The following is a 20,339-nucleotide window of genomic DNA, read 5'->3' as shown; positions in this document are numbered from 1 at the left end:
TCCGTCATTCCGACTCTTCTTTCCGTCACTTCGGCCTTTCTTCCCGTCGCTCAGACCCTTCCTTCCGTCACTCCGACTCTTCTTTCCGTCGCTTCGACCTTTCTTTCCTTCGCTCAGACCCTTCCTTCCGTCACTCCGACTTTTCTTTCCGTCGCCTTAGCTTCGTTCCGTCGCTTCGACTTTTCTTTCCATCATCCTGACCTCTTTCCGTCATTCCGACTCTTCTTTCCGTCACTTCGGCCTTTCTTCCCGTCGCTCAGACCCTTCCTTCCGTCACTCCGACTCTTCTTTCCGTCGCTTCGGCCTTTCTTTCCATCGCTCAGACTCTTCCTTCCGTCGCTTCGACTGTTCTTTCCATCGCCCTGACCTCTTTCCGTTGCTTCGACTTTTCTTTCCATCGCTCAGACCCTTCCTTCCGTCACTCCGACTTTTCTTTCCGTCGCTTTGACGATTCTTTCCATCATCCTGACCTCTTTCCGTCGCTTTGACTATTCTTTCCGTCGCTTCGGCCTTTCTTCCGTCGCTCAGACCCTTCCTTCCGTCACTCCGACTTTTCTTTCCGTCTCCCTAGCTTCGTTCCATCGCTTCGACTTTTCTTTCCATCGCTCAGACCCTTCCTTCCGCCACTTCAACTCCCCGCCTTTCCATAGAACAAAAAAAACGAGAACCCCCTTTATCAAAGAGAGTTCTCGCTTCATATTATTTATGCAATTGTATAAGCATTTAGTACTTTTTCTATTGTTTCCTCATCGATTTGACTATTCGAATATAAATAAGCAATCGTTTCGCCAGTACGAACATGGTCGCCTTTTTTGGCAATCAATTGAATACCAGCATCATAATCAAGCTCAGATTCCTTAGTTAATCGACCTGCACCAAGACCAACACTAGCTTCTCCGATTAATAATGCATTAATCGTCCCTACAGTGCCTTCAGTAGGTGCTTTGATAGCTACTTTATTTGCTGTGTCTTTTTGCACGATATCTGCTAAATCGCCACCCTGTGCTACGATAAATTCTTCAAATTTTGAAGCTGCTGAACCATCCTCTAACACTCGTTTAACAGCAGCTGTTGCTTCAGTCTCATTTACACCTGCTGCAACTTGGTACATAAGCGAAGAAATAATAATACATTCCTCAAGCAGATCCTCATGCGTTTCGTCCATACGTCCACTTAATAAAGCAAATGCTTCTACTACTTCAAGCTTATTACCAATCATTTTACCTAGTGGATTATCCATATCACTAATATGCGCAACTACTTTACGCCCTAGCTTTTCACCGATTGCAGTCATCGTATCAGCTAAAACCTGCGCTTCTTCTTGTGTTTTCATAAATGCACCTGAGCCACATTTGACATCGAGTACAATGCCGTCTGCACCACTTGCTATTTTCTTACTCATGATAGACGCGGCAATAAGTGGAGTGGAATCGACAGTACCTGTTACATCTCGCAATGCATATAATTTTTTGTCAGCCGGTACAAGATTACCTGTTTGACCAGCCACTGCAATTTTATGTTTATTGACATTGTCGATAAATTCTTGTGATGAAAGCTCTGTTTTAACGCCACGAATCGATTCTAATTTATCGATTGTACCACCTGTAATGCCTAGACCCTTACCACTAAATTTCGCCACTGGAATATCTAATGCAGCAATTATTGGCGTAACAATTAGTGTGACTTTATCGCCTACACCGCCTGTCGAGTGTTTATCAATTTTAAAACCTTCAATAGATGATAAATCAATAATGTCTCCAGATTCTATCATTGCTTTTGTTAAATAAAATGTTTCATCATATGTCATACCTAATAAACGAATTGCCATTAGAAGGGAGCTTGCTTGATAATCAGGAATTACACCAGTAGTGTAACCCTCTACAAAATATTGAATTTCAGCCTGTGATAGCTCCTTGCCTTGCTTTTTCTTTTCAAATAGTTGCGCCATATTCATATCGAAAATCCCCCTTACTTCAGATTATTTAAGAAGCTTTTACCAAACTCTGGTGCTTCTACTTTGAAGTTTTCAGCAACTGTTGCAGCAATATCTGCAAAAGTTTCACGTAGTGCTAGCTCACTACCACCATTAAAGCGTGGTGAATAGACAATTAACGGTACATATTCACGTGTATGATCTGTCCCATGGAATGTTGGATCATTACCGTGGTCCGCCGTAATGATTAGTAGATCATCTTCTGTCATTGCCTCAGTAATTTCAGGTATACGTGCATCAAATTCTTGGAGTGCGTTACCATAACCTAGTGGGTCACGACGATGTCCAAAATTCGCATCAAAGTCCACTAAGTTTAAGAAGCTTATACCATGGAAATCACGGCGTACTACCTCTGCAAACTTATCCATACCATCCTTATTATTTTTCGTACGTACTGCATCAGTGACACCTTCACCGTTGAAGATATCAGAAATTTTTCCGATTGCTATAACATCTAAACCTGCATCCTTTAAGACATTCATCGTTGTGCGACCAAATGGCTTTAACGCATAGTCGTGACGATTAGATGTACGCGTGAAGTTTCCTGGTGTACCAACAAATGGACGAGCAATAACACGGCCAACTAAATATTCTGGTTGTAATGTTAACTCACGAGCAATTTCACAAATTTTATATAATTCCTCTAGTGGAATAATTTCTTCATGTGCAGCAATTTGCAAAACAGGGTCAGCAGATGTATAGACAATAATCGCTCCTGTCTCCATATGCTCCTTGCCGAAGTCCTCGATTACTTGTGTTCCGCTTGCAGGTTCATTGCATAGGACTTTGCGGCCTGTACGTTTTTCTAGCTCTGCAATAAGTTCAGCCGGGAATCCCTCTGGATACACTTTAAACGGTTTATCAATATTTAACCCCATGATTTCCCAATGACCTGTCATAGTATCTTTACCAACAGATGCTTCTTGCATTTTTCCGTAATATGCTTTTGGTTTGTCGGTAGCTTGCATACCTTGTAATGGTTCAATGTTTGCTAAGCCGAAAGACTCCATATGTGGCATTGTAAGCCCATTCATTTTTTCAGCGATATGTCCTAGAGTATGTGAACCTACATCTCCAAAATTAGCTGCGTCTGGAGCTTCACCAATTCCAACTGAGTCCAATACTGCTACATGGATTTTTTTAAATGGTTTATTCATAATTTTGCCTCCTAATCTCATGTCTCTATTTTACCAAAAAACAGCGAAAAATAAAGGTCAGACCTCCGACTGATAAATTTCTCACTTAAGCGCGTGGATGAAATTGTTTATAAACCTCTGATAGTCGGGACTTACTAATATGTGTATAAATTTGTGTTGTGGAAATATCGGCATGTCCAAGCATCTCTTGCACTGCTCGTAAATCCGCACCATTCTCCACTAAATGTGTTGCAAAGGAATGACGTAATGTATGTGGCGTTAATTCATGTTGGATGCCTGCTTTTAAAGCATGCTCCTTCATTAATTTCCAACAACCTTGCCTTGTTAAACGTTTTCCTCTTTGATTGATAAAAAAAGCTTCTGTTTTTGGAGATTTCCCTTGTAATTGACTTCGTGCGCCATCTAAATAAGTACTTAATGCAGAAAGAGCGCTTTTTCCAAGGGGAATGATACGCTCTTTGCCGCCCTTACCAAAAACGCGTACGAAGCCCATTGTTAAGTGAATATCTGCTAAATCCAATGCAATCAGCTCACTAATGCGCATCCCTGACCCATATAATAGCTCTAGCATTGCCACATCGCGAATGCCCTGCGGTTTGCTGCGATTTGGTGCCATTAATAGCGCTTCTATTTCTTCTATAGAGAGGACATTTGGTAGCTTTTGCTCAATAGTCGGCATTTCTAAATGGACTGTCGGATCTGTTTCTGCTCGCTTTTCTCGGAGTAAAAATTGATGGAAACTGCGAATGGAGGAGATATGGCGGGCAACAGTACGACTTGTCTTTCCTTGCATACGCAACTGCTCTAAATGACGCAAAATGGTCGTTCTTTCCACTTTACGAAAATCAGACATCCCCTCCACTTCTCGTAAAAAATTCGCGTAATTTTCTAAGTCTCGGCGATAGGATGCTAATGTATTATCGGATAATTGTCGTTCTACTTGGATAAAATGGATATAATCCTCTATTGCATATTGAAATTCATTCATCACAGCGCCCCCCTTTACAATCTATTATCTTTCATAATAACATGTTCAATAAACCAAATGCTTTCTCTACAAAGAAAAACCTCGCTTCACTTCAAAACATTAGGGAAGCAGTTTATTTTATTTTTTCAATTGATACGATTGCAAAAAATACCAGCGGCAAAACGTATATGCTACTGATTGAAAATTTTTTTATCATTACAGATATCCAAGACCACATAAAACAACAAAATTTTACTAATAAAAAAAGATGCCCCAAAAAGTCATAAAACTTTTTGGAACATCTTTTTTATTTTTCTTCTGATACCTCGTCGTTTTTATCATGACAGCGCCAGCAAATGCCGTGGAAAGTTAGTCGGTGATCCTTTATGATAAAGTTCCAACGTTTTTCAACAACGGCTTCCACATCTTCAAGTAAATCTTCCTGAATTTCATCAACTGCACCACATTCGATACAAACTAGATGATGGTGGAAATGCGCAGCTCCCTCTTGGCGTAGATCATAGCGCGAAACGCCATCGCCAAAGTTGATTTTGTCGACAATTTTGAGCTCAGTTAGTAATTCTAACGTTCTATAGACAGTCGCAAGACCAATTTCCGGTGCCTTTTCTTTTACTAAAAGATAAACATCTTCTGCACTCAGGTGATCTTCCTCGTGCTCAAGCAGTACAGCAACTGTTGCTTCTCGCTGCGGCGTCAGCTTATAACTAGCACTATGCAACTGTTTTTTTATACGATCAATTCGGCTCTCCATGTGACGCCCCCCTAAACTCTTTCCATTATACCAAAGGAGTAAATCCTATTACAAGATAGTGAGTAGATTTCGAATATGCTTTTGTATGTTTTTACCTAATGCTAAATTTCTATAGCTCATCACCATAACATGTGGTTGATTTCCATTCTGACTGGGCGCTTTCCTGGGGGCGTCCAGTCTTCACTCTCATCAACGTTATAAAAGGTATACGTTTTAACAAATGCCATCCACAACCTTTGGTGATGAGCCATTTTCATGTTGTATTTATCAATTTAATACATAAGAAATAACAATAAACTCAGCAACTATTATGATGAAAAATGCGATAAAATTCAACAAAATTGTCCGACCATGTATCATTTTCCCGATTTTTCTCTTTGACCATGCTGGTACAAGTAAATTGCATAGGTTTAGCAACAATATACAATAGATGAGCTGAAATGGAAACCACCAAATCGTATAAACCCAGAAAGCTTCAAGCTTCTGTAATAAAAAAACGGAGCTAAAGCCAAAAAAGGTAGCACGTATCGCCACTGTTACACGTACTAGTACCTTCAGGACACTATGTGTTGCAAGCAATAGTACAAGCGCTATTGAAACAGCAACAGGCAACACTAAACGAATTAGAGAATGCCTGTCCCCATTTGTTAATCGAGGCTCTATAAATGAAATAAAAGGCTCTGCATTCGGCCCACCAATAATATGAAATAAGATAACGCCACAAACAAAACTCATAGCAATAATGGAAGCGTGATAAAATATAGACACCGTACGAGACATAAACATGCTCCTTTTCTATCAAGGTTTGTACAGCTTATGCTCGTCCGCTTCTATTATGCTAAAGATATTTTCTTATTGTGTCGCGAGCCAAAGTACTGCAAACGCTGTCTTGGCGTCGAATATACGCTCATCTGCAACCATTTGCCCCGCTTCTTCCAACGAAACTTCTAATAGTTCGACAAATTCATCCTCATCTAGCTCTGCTTTGTTTTCAATTTTATATAAATCCTTTGCCACAAATAGATGGATGATCTCGTCTGCGAAGCCTGGGGATGTTGCAAACGCTTGTAAATAAGTGAAGTTTTGTGCACCGTAGCCTGTTTCTTCCTCTAATTCGCGGCGCGCGGTTACAATCGGCTCCTCACCAGGTTCTAGCTTACCAGCTGGAATTTCAATAATTGAACGCTCTAAAGCTTTGCGATATTGCTCCACTAAAACTAATTTGCCTTCATCGGTAACAGCTATAACTGCAACTGCGCCTGGATGCTTAATAATCTCCCTTTTTGCAACATTACCATTCGGTAAAGTGACATCATCAACCTGGAGTTTCACAATTTTCCCGTCATAAATGGGTGTAGTCTTTGTCGTTTTTTCCTCAAACTTTTTCATTGACATAACCTCGCTTGTTCTTCAGATATGTTCATTGTACCATTACAAGTAGAGAAATCGAAGGAGGGCATTGGCATGAAAAAAAGACAGCTTGGCTCAAGTGAATTGTTTATTTCAGAAATTAGTTTAGGGGGCATGTCTCTTTCGACAGATAAGAAAAAGGCTGCTGAAATCGTTGCTATGGCACTAGATGCTGGCATTAATTACATCGATACAGCCGATTTATATGATTTTGGATTAAATGAAGAAATGATTGGCTCTATTTTAGGGAAACGCCGTCAAGATGTTATAGTCGCTACGAAAGTTGGGAATCGATGGACAGAAGGTGTAGAAGGCTGGCATTGGGATGCATCTCCGTCTTATATAAAGGAAGCTCTACACGCTAGCTTAAAACGACTAGGAACTGACTATATTGATGTTTATCAATTACATGGTGGGACGATTGAGGACAATTGGGATGGCATTATCGACACTTTTGAAGAGTTGAAAAAGAATGGATTGATTCGAGAATATGGTATTTCCTCTATTCGACCAAATGTACTAAAGCGTTTTTTACCAGCAAGCTCTGCAAAAAGTGTCATGATGCAATACAGTGCTTTAGACCGTCGACCAGAAGAATGGCTCGATTTTATTGCAAGTGAAGGGGCTTCTGTTGTAACACGCGGGACTGTTGCAAAAGGTTTACTAACAAATAGCTGGAAAGAACGTTTACAACGTGTCAACCGCTTTAACACATATACAGCGGACGAATTAACAGCAGTATTAACAGGCTTATCTTCACATTATGACGATTTACATGCGCTAGCTATCGCCTTTAATCTAAAGGAACCTACTATAGCCTCGACAGTGATTGGTGCAAGCTCACAGGAACAGCTGGCTCAAACACTCGCTGCCTATGAAAAAATTGCTTCAATAATAGATTTTAAAGCAGTAAAAGAGCTAACAAAAGCCGATCAATATATGGAGCACCGATGAAAAAATGGCTTATCCTATTAGCGTTTTTAGTAATACTTACGATCTCCTCTAGTATGACCTATGAACAACAGTCTATTATTCCTGAATTGGAGCAAGTATTAGCAAATAAACCGTTTGAAAAGCAATTATCCGTTTTCAAAATTCCTTATTGGGACACAGTTGTTTCTGTTGAAGAACGTGGTTACTTTAAGTTTGTAGAATTTTTAATTCGGAAATTAACACATTTTGTTGGATTCGGCTGCATTGCACTTGGCATTTACTTTGCATGGGGAAAACGTCGGTTCGCCGCAGGTGTCGCTATTGCTGGGACAGCTCTTATAGCAATGCTTGATGAAATGCGTCAAAGCTTTACACCAGAACGTATGATGAGCGGACAGGATGTTATGTTGGATACAGCTGGAGCGATTGTTTTTGTTGGGATGGCAGTGTTGGTGAGGAAGATATTTAATAGACAAAGGGCGCGTTAAAAGCACCCTTTGCCTTTTAATTGATGTCATTCGAATCTCCAGAAATATAGTTCTTCCGATTCTGAATATAACGTTGCACCAGCTTTTTGTAATACTCTGTGTGAGGCAATATTATTTTTATTAGTGTCGGCCATCACATACTTAACATTAGATTGACGTAGTAACCAATCTTTCATCACCCTAACAGTTTCCGTCATGTATCCCTTTCCTTGATATTGCGGAAATGTATGGTATCCGATTACGACTTCACCATGCTCATTCGGTAGACCTTTTAACATAATGCCACCGACGATACAGTTTTTTTCTTTCGACACGATTAACCAATTCGTGTACCAAATATAATTTCCCTCATCTTCTAATACTTTAGATAGTCTAAACTTCAAAGCATGTCTTAGTTCTTCATCAAGAAAAACTTCTTTACTATTTACTGACAACTCTATTTCCAATGTCATTTCTTCATGAATTAGTAAGTCTAAATACTTTAATGGGATTAATCTTAATCTTGTAGTGCTTAATTCAAACATTTTTTTCTCTCCTATCATAGATTATAACTAAACTATTAAGAGATATTTGTATTGGCAGCGTCTCCCGTTTTTTTATTTTTAAATTAATTTAGGATCATCACCATAAAGTGAGGTTGATTTCCGTTTAGTCTAGGTGCTTTCCTGGGGGCGTCCGATGATTCCCAAGGAGTCACTCAGTCTCCACTCCAATCATACGTTTTAACATACCAATAAAATTGAGTATAAATCATTCCGATAAAACATAAAAAACAGTGAATCCGTATTATTTGGATTCACTGTTTCTCTTTAGAATTTCGAGCCTTTATCGCCGTATTCGTTTAGTAGTTCTTCAAACGATTTGTTTTTTTCACGTTGTTTGCGCTCAAAAGCTAGCTTTGCTTGGCGCTCTTCTTCAGCGGCTTGTTCTTTCGCTGTTAAATCTTGCTTTGCAGCTTTTAGTTTGGCTAGCACGTCACCGCCTAGTTGATCGGCTAATGTCACTGCCTCCTGCTTTGGTAGACTAGCTGTTACGCTACTATCTACACGTTGCTGCTGTTTTCGTTTTTTTCCCATTGCATTTCACCTTCTTATTCACTTCAAGGACGCTTGACAACTGTTGCTACGCCTTGTCCACCACCGATACATAGTGTTGCGAGACCTGTTTTTGCATCACGCTTTTCCATCTCGTGTAAAAGCGTTACTAAAATACGTGCTCCACTTGCACCAATTGGGTGACCAAGAGCAATTGCGCCCCCGTTCACATTTAGTTTATCATGATTAAAGCCTAGTTCGCGATCTACAGCGATAGATTGAGCTGAAAAAGCTTCATTTGCCTCAATTAAATCAATATTATCTAACGTTACATCAGCTTTTGCCAATACTTTCTTTACGGCCGTTACAGGGCCAGTTCCCATAATAGCTGGATCAACACCCGCGCTTGCATTCGCTGTAATTAGTGCGATTGGTCGAATACCTAACTCGTCCGCTTTTTCTTTCGACATGACAACGACAGCCGCTGCACCATCGTTAATGCCCGATGCATTTGCTGCTGTTACAGAGCCATCCTTTTTAAAGGCAGGTCGTAGTTTTGATAGCGACTCAGCTGTAACGCCTTGACGCGGGAATTCATCTTTATCAAAAATAAGAGGATCGCCCTTGCGCTGAGGAATTTCCACTGCTACGATTTCTTCGTTAAACTTCCCTGCCGCCATTGCCGCTTCTGCACGTTGTTGTGAACGTGCCGCAAAGGCATCTTGTTCCTCTCGAGAAATCTCATAGGCATCACATAAATTTTCAGCTGTAACGCCCATATGATAGTCATTGAAGGCACACCATAATCCGTCATGAATCATCGTATCGACTACTTTTTGATCCCCCATGCGGAAGCCTTCTCGTGCATTTTTTAAGACATATGGTGCCTGGCTCATATTTTCAAAGCCACCTGCAACGACAATATTCGCATCACCTGCTAAAATGGCTTGTGTCGCTAAGTGAACCGCTTTTAGTCCTGAGCCACAAACTTTATTAATCGTTAATGCAGATACTTCATGTGGTAAGCCTGCTGCAATGGCTGCTTGGCGAGCTGGATTTTGACCAAGTCCAGCCGATAAGACATTCCCCATAATGACCTCGTCAACTTGTTCACCTGCTACACCAGCACGTGCTAATGCATCTTTAATAACAATACTCCCTAAGTTTGTTGCTGGTACGTCCTTTAATGTTCCTTGGAATGCACCAATAGCTGTACGTACAGCACTTACTATTACTACCTCTTTCGTCATAAACATTCTCCCCTTTTCCCCGTTCAAAAATGAACACTGCATGCATATGCTACTAGCAGATATATCTATTTTAACAAATATTTTGACGATTTTCGATAACAGAAATTATCGCAGTTTTGCTAAAGATAATGTAAAATGTTGACGTGTTTCAAACAATCTCAGTTGGGAACATTACAATTAAGAAAAGGGCATACATACGAGTGACGTCGCTTGTATGCCAAGACAACAAAAGAAACAGGACGTGGAGGTGTTAATAATGAAAAAGAAAATGCTGTTATTTTCAGGTATAACAACGACGATTGCCGCAGCAGCAACTGGTCTGTTCGGCTTCGCGCTTTCCAATAAATTAATGTACATTAAGCAAAAGGATCCTGAATTTGTTCGCGAACGTGAAACCACTGCTAAACGTTTTGATGAAGCTTGGTACAATAAAAATTTAAAATGTGAATTAAATATTGACTCGCCAAATGGCTATACAATCCGCGGCATTATGTTTCAGCCATTGGAAACAAATAATACCATCATTATTTGCCATGGCGTAACAGAAAATAAAATCAACTCCGTCAAATATGCTCGACTTTTTGAACGCCTTGGTTACAATTCCGTTATTTTTGACCATCGCAGACATGGGGAGACAGGTGGAAAAACGACTAGCTACGGCTATTATGAAAAAAATGACCTTGATGCAGTAGTCAAAACGATAAAGGCCATGATTGGCGAAGATGCCATTCTTGGTATCCATGGTGAATCGATGGGTGCCGCAACAATGTTACTATATGCAGGAACTATAGAGGATGGTGCGGATTTCTATATTTCTGATTGTGCGTTTTCTGATTTTTCAATGCTGCTGAAACAAATTGCGAAGACAGAATTTAAATACGGCTCGATTATTCCAATTCGTTTTGCAGATTTTTTTGTCCGCTTACGAGACGGTTACTCCTTTAAAAGCGTGACACCTTCTGAGGCGGTGACAAATATCGAAAAGCCTGTGCTCTTTATCCATAGTATTCCGGACACATTTATCCCAGCTTCCATGTCACTGGATTTATACAATAAAAAAACTGGTCCTAAAAAACTGAAGCTATTTGATAAAGGTGCTCATGCACAATCCTTTAATGAAAATATGGCTGAATACGAGGATTTAATCCATGACTTTTTAGAAAATTTCATTTACCAAAAAATTAATCGTGATTCTTCTTCATCTAATGTCATTCCATTTCATTTTTAAAAACGAGGGATTGATTATCTTTCCGATTGGTGGCTTCTGATGAACAGCTTCACTCTCGCTCCAAGGCTCACCTTGGACAGAAATAATTACAAAGATTTTTTAGCCATTTTAGACACCATGAAAAACCTTGCATACGCAAGGTTTTTCAATCTTTTATTCAGCAAAAACAATATGCCATTCATCACGTTTGGCTAAAAATTCTTTGGCTAACGCTTGTGCACCTTCTAGACTATGGCTAGCTGCCCAGCCGCATTGCACTTCATTGCATGCTGGGACTGCAGTGGCCTTTGTTACATCTGTAAATGTTTTTTCTAAAATATTCAATAAGTCTTCATAATCATTGTGATTTATTAGCGATACATAGAAGCCTGTTTGGCAACCCATTGGACTGAAATCAACAATATGGTCTGAATAATTGCGGATAATGTCAGCAGATAAATGCTCTAGGGAATGTAATGCAGGCATTTCCATATGCTCTTTATTTGGCTGTTTAAATCGAATATCATATTTGTACACTTCATCGCCATTTTTTCCTGTTTTAACACCCGCTAAACGTACATATGGCGCTTTTACTTTCGTATGATCTAAATCAAAGCTTTCAACATTTGTTTTTTCTTTCTGCAATACAAACAACTCCTTTATATAGAATATTTCCATTATAACTAGTTTTCCGATAGATTTATATGGTTTTTAACGAATTATTCAAATAATTTATAAAAATCAATTTTATCTCAGCATAATTGTTGCTGTCGCTTCGCTTTCGCACAGAAAAACATTTGTATAAGAAGTTAAAAAAACAACCAGCCCTGGCTTGGACTAGTTGCTCTTTAAAATTCCAATTACTTTTGGAATTTATTCATTTGTGACATCATTTGACGTACTTGCTTTTCAGACGGCGTACGACCCATCTGCGCCATCATCATACGAATCATTTGTTCGTTAATTGGTGGGTTCTCTTTTAAATATTTCATCATAGCTTGGCGAGCTAAATAGAAACCAAGTGCCGCGCCCGCTGCTAATGCGATAATTACGATAATAATCCAGCCCCATGTAGGCATACAACCAACCTCCTCCACTACAATATATACCGAGAAAAAACTCTCCACGCTCCATTATACACCAAATATTAGCGTGTTACTATATATTGTAGTGAAATTTCCTAATGCATTGTATACTTCATTGGCTTTAACCACCCACACTCATTATCTTGTTTATTAAATGCAATAAAGCGCTCGCTCATCTTCGCAAGCATTTGGAATAGATCCAAATCAAGCATTCGTGAACCCTCACAATAAACACAAATTTTGCGTTCCACTAAATAAATAGCCATTTTTCCTTTTATAGGATGTTCTAAAAATAAAGCATTACGAGCTCTCTCTAAATGTGCATACTTGGAATCTAGTTGCGCCTCAAGCATCGTAGCAATCTCATCGAAACGTACGCTTTCACATATATATGCAAGCTCTTTTAAGGATTTCTCGTTAGCGTCTTCACAGCCTTGCATCATTTCTAATAACTTACGCTCTCTGCCGAATATAAACGTTAAATGCTCTTCTTTTATTTTATATATGGAATAGGTTCTCACTAGAAATCCTCCTTCGCTCATTGCTTTTTCATAAGTATAGCTCATCCAAACTTTTTAATTTGTCAAACGAAGGAGGCATTCATCTTCTATTTTTGTCGAAAACTTTCTACTTTCCGTTCTATCAAATGCTTTATGGCTAATTAAGTTTTTACAATTTCAAGCTTCTTCTATAGTACTTAGAATATTCTCAGCCTCAAGACCTAGAGTAAAATCAATTTCCAGTCCGTTTTAGCAAAGCTTTCTAATAGGTAATATAAAGGTATCAACGAAAGGAGCTAAAAAATATGAGAAAATTTTTTCTACTAATAGGAGGCTTTATCGCAGGATGTGTTGCACTCGCTTTAACTGGACCACTTGCAGGTCTACTATTTTCTGGATTGTTTGTAGCACTCGGTATGCACTTTTACACTTCAAGTAAATCGACATTCGGCAAAATCTTGTGGTTTACAGTAGGTCTGATTGGTGTGCTATCAGCAATATCTAATATCCCAGCAATGGTTGGTTTAGCAGCAATCGCTGTCATCTATGTTATCTATAAAAAATGGAATGGCGAAGATGTAAAAATCCCAACAATTGAAGCTAAAGAAGAAGATCCATTTAAAAACTTTGAAAAAGAATGGTCTAACTTAACAAAATAAAAGGAGCGAATTTACATGAACTTATTTCAACGTTTTAAATATACAGTAGAGGCAGATTTACATCAGTTATTTGATAAGAAGGAACAAAAAAATCCAATTGCGATGTTGAACCAATACATTCGTGAAGCAGAAAAACAAACAGAGCAAACTGGAAAATTACTAGAGCGTCAAGGTCAGTTAAAAGAAAAACTAGAGCAGGAATTTAAACAAAATGCTGAATTACTAGCTAAACGTGAGGCTCAATTAAAATTAGCTACTACTAGCGGGGAGCAAGATTTAATCGATTTCGCTTCTGATGAAGTTGCTGCATACACAGCACGTAACAATACATTACAAGCTAGTATTGAAGCAAGTACACGTGAATACTTCGAACTTGAACGCAAATTTGAAACGATGAAACACAAAATTAAAGATATGAAAGTGCGTCAATTACAGCTAATGGGTAAAGAAAACGTCACACGCGCTCACCATCAAATGGACGGTATGATTGCTAAAAACAATAAAACCAACTTTGAAGATTTAGAATCGTATATCGATAAGCTTGCTTACCAAATCGACAAAGATCATGAAGTAACATCTTTCGAGTCTCGTCTTGCCCAGCTAGAAAAAAATGTCGCAGAAGATAACACACCACTGCTAATTGAAAATAAATAAGAGTAAGGGATGCCTCAATTATTGAAGCATCCCTTTTCTTTTAAAAAACTTTTGATGGTGACCTAAAAGAGATAGAGAAAATAATTTTAATAAAAAATTGTAAATAGAAAGTGTTTTAGTCCTATGATTAAAATATGTATTGATCGCTCATTTCTTTTTCATACGTATAGGTCATCACTACTCTTTAATTTGTAAAACTAAGGAAGCTTTCATCTTCTATTTTCGGTTCTATCAAATACTTTATCTTTTACCAATTTAGCTTCTTCTATAGTGCTTAGATTACTCTCAGCCTCAAGACCTAGAGTAAAATCAATTCCCAGTCCGTTTTAGCAAAGCTCTCTAATAGGTAATATAAAGGTATCAACGAAAGGAGCTAAAACATATGAGAAAATTTTTTCTATTAATCGGAGGCTTTATCGCAGGATGTGTTGCACTTGCTTTAACCGGACCGCTTATAGGTCTACTATTTTCTGGATTGTTTGTAGCACTCGGTATGCACTTCTACACTTCGAGTAAATCGACATTCGGTAAAATTTTATGGGTTACAGTGGGTCTGATTGGAGTTCTATCAGCAATATCTAATATCCCAGCAATGATTGGTTTAGCAGCAATCGCTATCATCTATGTTATCTATAAAAAATGGAACAATGAAGATGTAAAAATCCTAACAATTGAAGCTAAAGAAGAAGATCCGTTTACAAACTTTGAAAAAGAATGGTCTAACTTAACAAAATAAAAGGAGCGAATTTAAATGAACTTATTTAAACGTTTTAAATATACAATTGAGGCTGATTTACATCATGCATTTGATAAGAAGGAACAAAAAAATCCAATTGCGATGTTAAATCAATATATTCGTGAGGCAGAAAAACAAACAGAGCAAACAGGAAAATTATTAGAGCGTCAAGGTCAATTAAAGGAAAAACTAGAGCAAGAATTTAAGCAAAATGCAGATTTACTAGCTAAACGTGACGCTCAACTAAAATTAGCTACTACTAGTGGAGAGCAAGATTTAATCGATTTTGCCTCTGATGAAGTAGCTGCTTATACAGCACGTAACAATACATTACAAGCTAGTATTGAGGCAAGTACACGTGAATACTTCGAGCTTGAACGCAAATTTGAAACGATGAAACACAAAATTAAAGATATGAAAGTGCGTCAATTACAGCTTATGGGCAAAGAAAACGTCACTCGCGCTCACCATCAAATGGACAGTATGATTGCTAAAAACAATAAAACAAACTTTGAGGATTTAGAATCATACATCGATAAGCTCGCTTACCAAATCGACAAAGATCATGAAGTAACATCTTTCGAGTCTCGTCTGGCACAACTCGAAAAAAATGCTGCAGAAGATAACGCGCCACTGCTAATTGAAAACAAATAACATGTTATAATGAAAGAAATGCGCCATATTTAGAGGCGCATTCTTTCCGTTTTGAAATAGAGGGACCCATTCCCTCTCTTATACTCTTAGTAGAAAGAAGGGTGACCCTCTTGCAAAATTTCACAACTAATAAGCTCACATTTTTAGTACTATGCTTCTTTTTACTCGTTTTTGTGGAGCTTACAATCTTTAATAACGGTGGCGCCTTTTGTCTTTTGATTGGGGTAGGACTTCTTTATTTAAGTTTCTCGAAAAAAAATCGTTTCTTTAAATGGACAGGAATTTTCTTTATCTCGATTGCACTCTTTACGATGTGGAGTTTACGCTTATTTATTGTCATCATTCTCTTATATATGCTCTATCAATACTTGCAAAGAGAAAACAAAGCCAAAGTTGTTGGTTCGGAGCTTTTCGAAAAACTTCCTGCTACGAAAAACGAATTATTCGGTACAATGCCTGCACCATTAGATGCCTACAAATGGCAAGATGTTCAAATTCAGCGACTTGCAGGTGACATTACGATTGATACTACACAAACAATTTTGCCTACCGGCACAAGTATCATTACGATTCGTCAAGGCATTGGTAAGGTTCAAATTTATATCCCATATGAAATTCCATTTCGCTTACACTATACGACATTGTTTGGTGAGATAAAATGCCTAAATGTTGGACCGCAACGCATACTCAATGAAAGTGTAAATTTTTCAGATGGAAACCCTGAGGATGCAAAACGTATACTTGTGATACATGTTGCAACATGGCTTGGGGACTTGGAGGTGCTACGTAAATGATTGCCTTTATCTCAAGAATATTTACTATACTTTTTATGTTGATGAGTGCTGTATTCGGCCTTCTTGTCGCTGTTTGGGGCGAGCCAAACGAGAAAACATGGGAGCCATTATGGCAGCAGAATTATAATAATATCCCACTCGGTGGGTTTATTGTTGTCATTCTTTTTGCGCTTAGTTTACTGATTGCAAGTTGGATTAGTATGACAGCCCGCGCAAGAGAGGCTCAGGCAACCAAAATCGTGAAACAATTAGTTGAACCTGATTTTGTATTACCTAAAAAACAGCCTTTACCAAAACCTTTGAAAAAAGCTTTAGTTCAAACAAGTGAATTAATCGATACCCAACGAAAAAGCTTACAGCGCTTATCCAATGAACGTGCAGAAGCTAATGATAAAATTATTCAGGAGCGAATTATTGCTGAACGTCAACGCCTTGCTCGCGAGCTCCATGACTCTGTATCACAGCAATTATTCGCAGCTTCGATGTTGCTTTCCGCATTGACCGAAACTGATGAAAATGCTCCAAGATTAAAGCAAGTCGAAAAAGTTGTACAACAGGCACAACTTGAAATGCGCGCATTATTATTACATTTGCGTCCAGTAGCTTTGCATAATAAAACGCTGGCACAAGGTCTTGAGGAGCTCATTATTGAGCTGCAGCAGAAGGTATTTTTTCATATTGAATATGAGCTTGAGGAAATGTCGTTATCCAAAGCGGAGGAGGATCATTTATTCCGCATTGCACAGGAGGCGTTATCCAATACGCTACGCCATGCAAAAGCGAGCGAAGTTGAATTACTGCTCGTTGCCCGCGATGATTTAGCCATTTTACGTATTCAGGACAATGGCCTCGGCTTTGATGTCGAAGCTGATAAATCTACTTCTTATGGACTGCAAAACATTGCCGAGCGCGCGGTAGAGATTGGCTGTACGTACAAAATTGTATCCGTGCCTGGAGAAGGTACAATTGTAGAGGTTAAAATTCCACTACAAAAGGAGGTTGAAGTGAATGATTCAAGTGTTAATAGTGGATGATCATGAAATGGTGCGAATTGGTGTTTCTGCCTATCTATCAGCACAACCAGATATCAATGTTGTAGGAGAAGCTGAAAATGGTAAAGAGGCAGTGGAACGTGCTCTTGAGCTGCGTCCAGACATTATTTTAATGGACAATGTGATGCCCGTCATGACAGGAGCTGAAGCGACAGCTGAAATTTTAGCTGCATGGCCAGAAGCAAAAATTATGATGGTGACAAGTTTTTTAGATGATGACAAAGTCTACCCTGCATTAGAGGCTGGTGCAGTCAGCTATATTTTAAAAACGTCAAATGCGAAGCAAATCGCCGATGCCATTCGAAAAACAATGGGCGGCGAAACCGTTTTAGAGCCAGAAGTAACATCAAAAATGATGCATCGCATGCGCCACGGCTCTAGTACTCCTCTGTATGAGCAGCTAACCGAGCGCGAAATGGAAGTATTATTGCTAATGGCTAAAGGCAAAGCCAATCAGGAAATCGCCGATGACTTATACATTGCTTTAAAAACCGTAAAAACACATGTCAGCAATATTTTAGCGAAGCTTGATGTTCAAGATCGCACACAAGCAGTTGTCTACGCTTTTCAAAACGGGCTTGCGAAGTAGTTTTTCTTAGGTCGTTTGGTTTATTAGCGATTTTGCTGGGGTTATCAGCGATTCTACCTGGGCTATCAGCGATTTTACCTCTTTTATCAGCGATCCTACCTGGGTTATCAGCGATTTTACCTCTTTTATCAGCGATCCTACCTGGGCTATCAGCGATTTTACCTCTTTTATCAGCGATTACGTCTGTTTTCCAAAAAATACGAAACTGCATTTCTATCAATGCAGTTTCGTATTTTTTAACTCCATCTATTAAAAAACTTTTGCAGCTCGTTTACACTGTTCACTATGTATGTTGCTTGTGCTTCCGTCAATTCCTCAAGTGAGCCATAGCCATAAGTAACACCGATAGAATCGATTTGATTTTCAAGTGCCCCAACAATATCGTATTTACGATCTCCAATCATAATTAATTGATTGATATTCACTTCATTAAAATGTTCGCGTACATATGCGATAACTTCTCCTTTAGCTGACCGTGTACCATCTAAATTGCTGCCTGCAACAAGGTCAAAAAAATGTTCAAGGTTAAAGTATTGTATAATTTGTTCTGCAAATACAGTTGGCTTAGATGTGGCTATTGCTAACTGATAACCATCCTTCTGTAAATATTCTAATAAAGATGATATATTTTGATACAATTTATTCTCATACATGCCAGTTTTGATAAAACGTTCACGGTAAAAAGCAATCGCTCGTTCAATTTGAACATCATCCATTCCATATATTTCTCGAAATGATACTTGCAGCGGCGGCCCAATAAACGTTTCAAGCTGATCAAGGTCTTCTTCAACTATACCCATTTTCCCTAAAGCATATTGAACAGATTTTGTTATCCCTATTTTAGGATCAGATATTGTACCGTCTAAATCAAATAACACTACGCTATACTTTTTCATTACTAGCCCTCCTTTTATTATTAAAGAATTGATTGATACACGGTTGAACCAAAATCATGAATATCTTTAATATAATCAAACCCTTCAGGTGAGCCAAAGCTGTTAAATCCACGAACTGCCACAATATTTTCTTTAGGAATTACCAATAGAGCAACACTTGTGAAACCAAGTAATTGAAAGCTTCCTTGTGGTAATATTGGGATTAACTCTGTAACCCCTTCTCTCTGTTGTGGCTGAATGAACCAGAAAAAGCCATTAGTTGGCAAGTTCTTTGGTTTAGAATTTGGGGATTGAATTGTCGTTAATAACTGTATGATTTCTTCAGGTATAATTTGTTTTCCAAGTAATCTCCCTTTATCAAGATGCACTTGTCCCCACTTAGCTAGCTCTCTTAATGTGCTATACATATTCATTTTACTACCATCACATACGTCGCTTTCATACCAAAAGGGGTTATCATTATGTATTACTTCTATATGCTGTTCGTTTTTTTCACTAAACCAATTTGTTTCAGTTAAAGACAATGGCTGAAATACTTGCTCATCTACAATTTCTGCAATAGTTTTTCCAGTAGCTTTAAAAATGACTTTTGCAAGTAGTTCTACATTAATATCTCGGTATGCCCAGTTATAACCTGCTTTGAATTCCTTCATTACTTTTTCATTTTGCCGACGTAAACCGTGAGTATGGGTGAGTAGATGTCTAATTGATACATCAGCAAAAACTATTTCATTCTCTAAATAATCACTTAGTTTATCATCTATTGAAGCAATATAGTTATGATAAATCGCATATGCTACAGCAAATCCTACATATGTTTTACGAACAGAAGCAAGATGAAAAAGAGTATGTGGTCCAATCCTTTTGGCGTCTTGTTGTTGTCCTTGCACACCAAAATATTCTTCTAATACTGTTTGACCATGCTTATTAATAATAACTCCGCCACCTGTACAATCTAATTGTGAGAAAGTTTCCTTTACTTGTGTGAGTATTGCTTGTGAATTCATTTAAACACCTCTCAACATTTCTAGTTCGATGCCTACACTTATCATTATATACCTATTGGGAATTAATACTAGATGAGTTTCTTAATTCATGAAACCTTTTATTACCAAAACCGTTATTATTTTTAAGGAGGGGTTGTGTGGATACTCAATTTACTTATAAGCATTTTGTAAATGAAAATACGTTTTCACTTCTAGATCCGATTTTTGAAGCTACCCTACTTTTTGCTGTTTTGCTACTCATTATTGTGATTGTAAAAAAAGTATCTATTTGGTTTTGTTTACTTTTTGCAAGCCTCTCAGCAATTATCACAGGTCAGCTTCTTTGGTTTAGTGGCATTATAGCTGATGAGCTAAACATTGAAGGAAGTTCCAAAGGCTTTTACTGTTTTGTCATTATGCTGCTAATTCATTGTGCAGCTATTTGGATTTCTTTAGTGAAATCCTCTAAACACGAAAAAATACCGCAGTACTCAGAGGAGATTTAACCTACTGAGTATGCGGT

25 protein-coding genes are annotated in these 20,339 nt (G+C 38.4%); 11 read left to right on the top strand and 14 right to left on the bottom strand.

Going from position 1 to position 20,339, the window contains the following annotated elements; translation table 11 throughout:
- Positions 1–703: 703 nt before the first annotated feature.
- From ACIQZA_RS02360 to ACIQZA_RS02335, 6 genes are all read right to left on the bottom strand, one after another.
- On the bottom strand, positions 704–1,954 hold the full coding sequence (locus ACIQZA_RS02360; protein WP_402879951.1) for a thymidine phosphorylase: 1,251 nt from the start codon (positions 1,952–1,954) through the stop codon (positions 704–706).
- A gap of 14 nt (positions 1,955–1,968) precedes the next feature.
- Positions 1,969–3,150, bottom strand: coding sequence for a phosphopentomutase (gene deoB, locus ACIQZA_RS02355; protein ID WP_402879953.1), 1,182 nt, complete (start codon positions 3,148–3,150; stop codon positions 1,969–1,971).
- A gap of 85 nt (positions 3,151–3,235) precedes the next feature.
- Positions 3,236–4,138, bottom strand: coding sequence for a site-specific tyrosine recombinase XerD (gene xerD, locus ACIQZA_RS02350; RefSeq protein WP_142507320.1), 903 nt, complete (start codon positions 4,136–4,138; stop codon positions 3,236–3,238).
- A gap of 286 nt (positions 4,139–4,424) precedes the next feature.
- Positions 4,425–4,889, bottom strand: a complete 465-nt coding sequence (gene fur, locus ACIQZA_RS02345; RefSeq protein ID WP_132363163.1) for a ferric iron uptake transcriptional regulator — start codon at positions 4,887–4,889, stop codon at positions 4,425–4,427.
- Between the two features lie 267 nt (positions 4,890–5,156).
- Complete coding sequence (locus ACIQZA_RS02340) at positions 5,157–5,669, bottom strand: hypothetical protein (protein WP_142507321.1); 513 nt, start codon at positions 5,667–5,669, stop codon at positions 5,157–5,159.
- A 72-nt stretch (positions 5,670–5,741) separates the two neighbouring features.
- Positions 5,742–6,278, bottom strand: coding sequence for an NUDIX domain-containing protein (locus tag ACIQZA_RS02335; protein ID WP_400935503.1), 537 nt, complete (start codon positions 6,276–6,278; stop codon positions 5,742–5,744).
- Between the two features lie 75 nt (positions 6,279–6,353).
- Between ACIQZA_RS02335 and ACIQZA_RS02330 the strand changes: the two genes are divergently transcribed.
- Entirely contained in the window at positions 6,354–7,253 is a 900-nt protein-coding gene (locus ACIQZA_RS02330; RefSeq protein ID WP_400935505.1) for an aldo/keto reductase, read from the top strand.
- Positions 7,250–7,720: a VanZ family protein gene (locus tag ACIQZA_RS02325; protein WP_402879956.1), complete on the top strand. Its 471-nt coding sequence runs from the start codon at positions 7,250–7,252 to the stop codon at positions 7,718–7,720. The genes ACIQZA_RS02330 and ACIQZA_RS02325 overlap by 4 nt, the downstream gene beginning before the upstream one ends.
- A 26-nt stretch (positions 7,721–7,746) precedes the next feature.
- Here ACIQZA_RS02325 and ACIQZA_RS02320 read toward each other — a convergent pair whose 3' ends face one another.
- The 3 genes from ACIQZA_RS02320 to ACIQZA_RS02310 form a co-directional block, all read right to left on the bottom strand.
- A complete protein-coding gene (locus tag ACIQZA_RS02320; RefSeq protein ID WP_402879958.1) occupies positions 7,747–8,244 on the bottom strand; it encodes a GNAT family N-acetyltransferase in 498 nt (165 codons plus the stop codon).
- A 285-nt stretch (positions 8,245–8,529) separates the two neighbouring features.
- Positions 8,530–8,796: a YqkE family protein gene (locus tag ACIQZA_RS02315; RefSeq protein ID WP_132363177.1), complete on the bottom strand. Its 267-nt coding sequence runs from the start codon at positions 8,794–8,796 to the stop codon at positions 8,530–8,532.
- 23 nt (positions 8,797–8,819) lie between these two features.
- Entirely contained in the window at positions 8,820–10,004 is a 1,185-nt protein-coding gene (locus ACIQZA_RS02310; protein ID WP_402879960.1) for an acetyl-CoA C-acetyltransferase, read from the bottom strand.
- Positions 10,005–10,260: 256 nt separating this feature from the next.
- Between ACIQZA_RS02310 and ACIQZA_RS02305 the strand changes: the two genes are divergently transcribed.
- Positions 10,261–11,232 (top strand): alpha/beta hydrolase, encoded by a 972-nt coding sequence (locus tag ACIQZA_RS02305; protein WP_400935514.1) that lies wholly within the window; start codon positions 10,261–10,263, stop codon positions 11,230–11,232.
- Between the two features lie 153 nt (positions 11,233–11,385).
- Here ACIQZA_RS02305 and ACIQZA_RS02300 read toward each other — a convergent pair whose 3' ends face one another.
- From ACIQZA_RS02300 to sirA, 3 genes are all read right to left on the bottom strand, one after another.
- Positions 11,386–11,889 carry an S-ribosylhomocysteine lyase gene (locus ACIQZA_RS02300; protein ID WP_400935516.1) on the bottom strand — a complete coding sequence of 168 codons (504 nt, stop codon included), beginning with the start codon at positions 11,887–11,889 and terminating at the stop codon, positions 11,386–11,388.
- A 182-nt stretch (positions 11,890–12,071) separates the two neighbouring features.
- Positions 12,072–12,290: a YneF family protein gene (locus ACIQZA_RS02295; RefSeq protein WP_132363185.1), complete on the bottom strand. Its 219-nt coding sequence runs from the start codon at positions 12,288–12,290 to the stop codon at positions 12,072–12,074.
- 101 nt (positions 12,291–12,391) lie between these two features.
- Positions 12,392–12,817: a sporulation inhibitor of replication protein SirA gene (sirA, locus tag ACIQZA_RS02290; RefSeq protein WP_049668606.1), complete on the bottom strand. Its 426-nt coding sequence runs from the start codon at positions 12,815–12,817 to the stop codon at positions 12,392–12,394.
- A gap of 284 nt (positions 12,818–13,101) precedes the next feature.
- Between sirA and ACIQZA_RS02285 the strand changes: the two genes are divergently transcribed.
- The 7 genes from ACIQZA_RS02285 (at position 13,102) to ACIQZA_RS02255 (ending at position 17,934) form a co-directional block, all read left to right on the top strand.
- Positions 13,102–13,455: a lmo0954 family membrane protein gene (locus ACIQZA_RS02285; protein WP_142507330.1), complete on the top strand. Its 354-nt coding sequence runs from the start codon at positions 13,102–13,104 to the stop codon at positions 13,453–13,455.
- A 15-nt stretch (positions 13,456–13,470) separates the two neighbouring features.
- Positions 13,471–14,109, top strand: coding sequence for a PspA/IM30 family protein (locus tag ACIQZA_RS02280; RefSeq protein ID WP_402879963.1), 639 nt, complete (start codon positions 13,471–13,473; stop codon positions 14,107–14,109).
- A gap of 382 nt (positions 14,110–14,491) precedes the next feature.
- Positions 14,492–14,845 (top strand): lmo0954 family membrane protein, encoded by a 354-nt coding sequence (locus ACIQZA_RS02275; RefSeq protein WP_402879964.1) that lies wholly within the window; start codon positions 14,492–14,494, stop codon positions 14,843–14,845.
- 15 nt (positions 14,846–14,860) lie between these two features.
- The gene (locus tag ACIQZA_RS02270) at positions 14,861–15,499 is read left to right on the top strand and encodes a PspA/IM30 family protein (RefSeq protein WP_142507333.1); all 639 of its coding nucleotides are present in this window, start codon (positions 14,861–14,863) and stop codon (positions 15,497–15,499) included.
- A gap of 110 nt (positions 15,500–15,609) precedes the next feature.
- Positions 15,610–16,293 carry a cell wall-active antibiotics response protein LiaF gene (gene liaF, locus ACIQZA_RS02265; protein WP_403009834.1) on the top strand — a complete coding sequence of 228 codons (684 nt, stop codon included), beginning with the start codon at positions 15,610–15,612 and terminating at the stop codon, positions 16,291–16,293.
- Positions 16,290–17,327, top strand: a complete 1,038-nt coding sequence (locus ACIQZA_RS02260) for a sensor histidine kinase (RefSeq protein ID WP_400935521.1) — start codon at positions 16,290–16,292, stop codon at positions 17,325–17,327. The genes liaF and ACIQZA_RS02260 overlap by 4 nt, the downstream gene beginning before the upstream one ends.
- Positions 17,302–17,934, top strand: coding sequence for a response regulator transcription factor (locus ACIQZA_RS02255; RefSeq protein WP_142507336.1), 633 nt, complete (start codon positions 17,302–17,304; stop codon positions 17,932–17,934). The genes ACIQZA_RS02260 and ACIQZA_RS02255 overlap by 26 nt, the downstream gene beginning before the upstream one ends.
- Positions 17,935–18,170: 236 nt before the next feature.
- On the opposite strand, the gene ACIQZA_RS02250 is transcribed toward ACIQZA_RS02255, so the two are convergent.
- Together ACIQZA_RS02250 and ACIQZA_RS02245 are read right to left on the bottom strand one after the other, a co-directional pair.
- Positions 18,171–18,830, bottom strand: coding sequence for an HAD family hydrolase (locus ACIQZA_RS02250; protein WP_402879969.1), 660 nt, complete (start codon positions 18,828–18,830; stop codon positions 18,171–18,173).
- A 20-nt stretch (positions 18,831–18,850) separates the two neighbouring features.
- A complete protein-coding gene (locus tag ACIQZA_RS02245) occupies positions 18,851–19,837 on the bottom strand; it encodes a serine hydrolase domain-containing protein (RefSeq protein ID WP_402879971.1) in 987 nt (328 codons plus the stop codon).
- Positions 19,838–19,974: 137 nt separating this feature from the next.
- Between ACIQZA_RS02245 and ACIQZA_RS02240 the strand changes: the two genes are divergently transcribed.
- Positions 19,975–20,322 carry a hypothetical protein gene (locus ACIQZA_RS02240; RefSeq protein ID WP_248718302.1) on the top strand — a complete coding sequence of 116 codons (348 nt, stop codon included), beginning with the start codon at positions 19,975–19,977 and terminating at the stop codon, positions 20,320–20,322.
- The last annotated feature ends 17 nt before the right edge of the window (positions 20,323–20,339 follow it).

The organism is Lysinibacillus sp. NPDC096382 (genome assembly GCF_044762845.1).
GTDB lineage: Bacteria > Bacillota > Bacilli > Bacillales_A > Planococcaceae > Lysinibacillus.
Note: the sequence above shows the minus strand (reverse complement) of the source record. Positions and strands in the feature narration are given on the sequence as shown.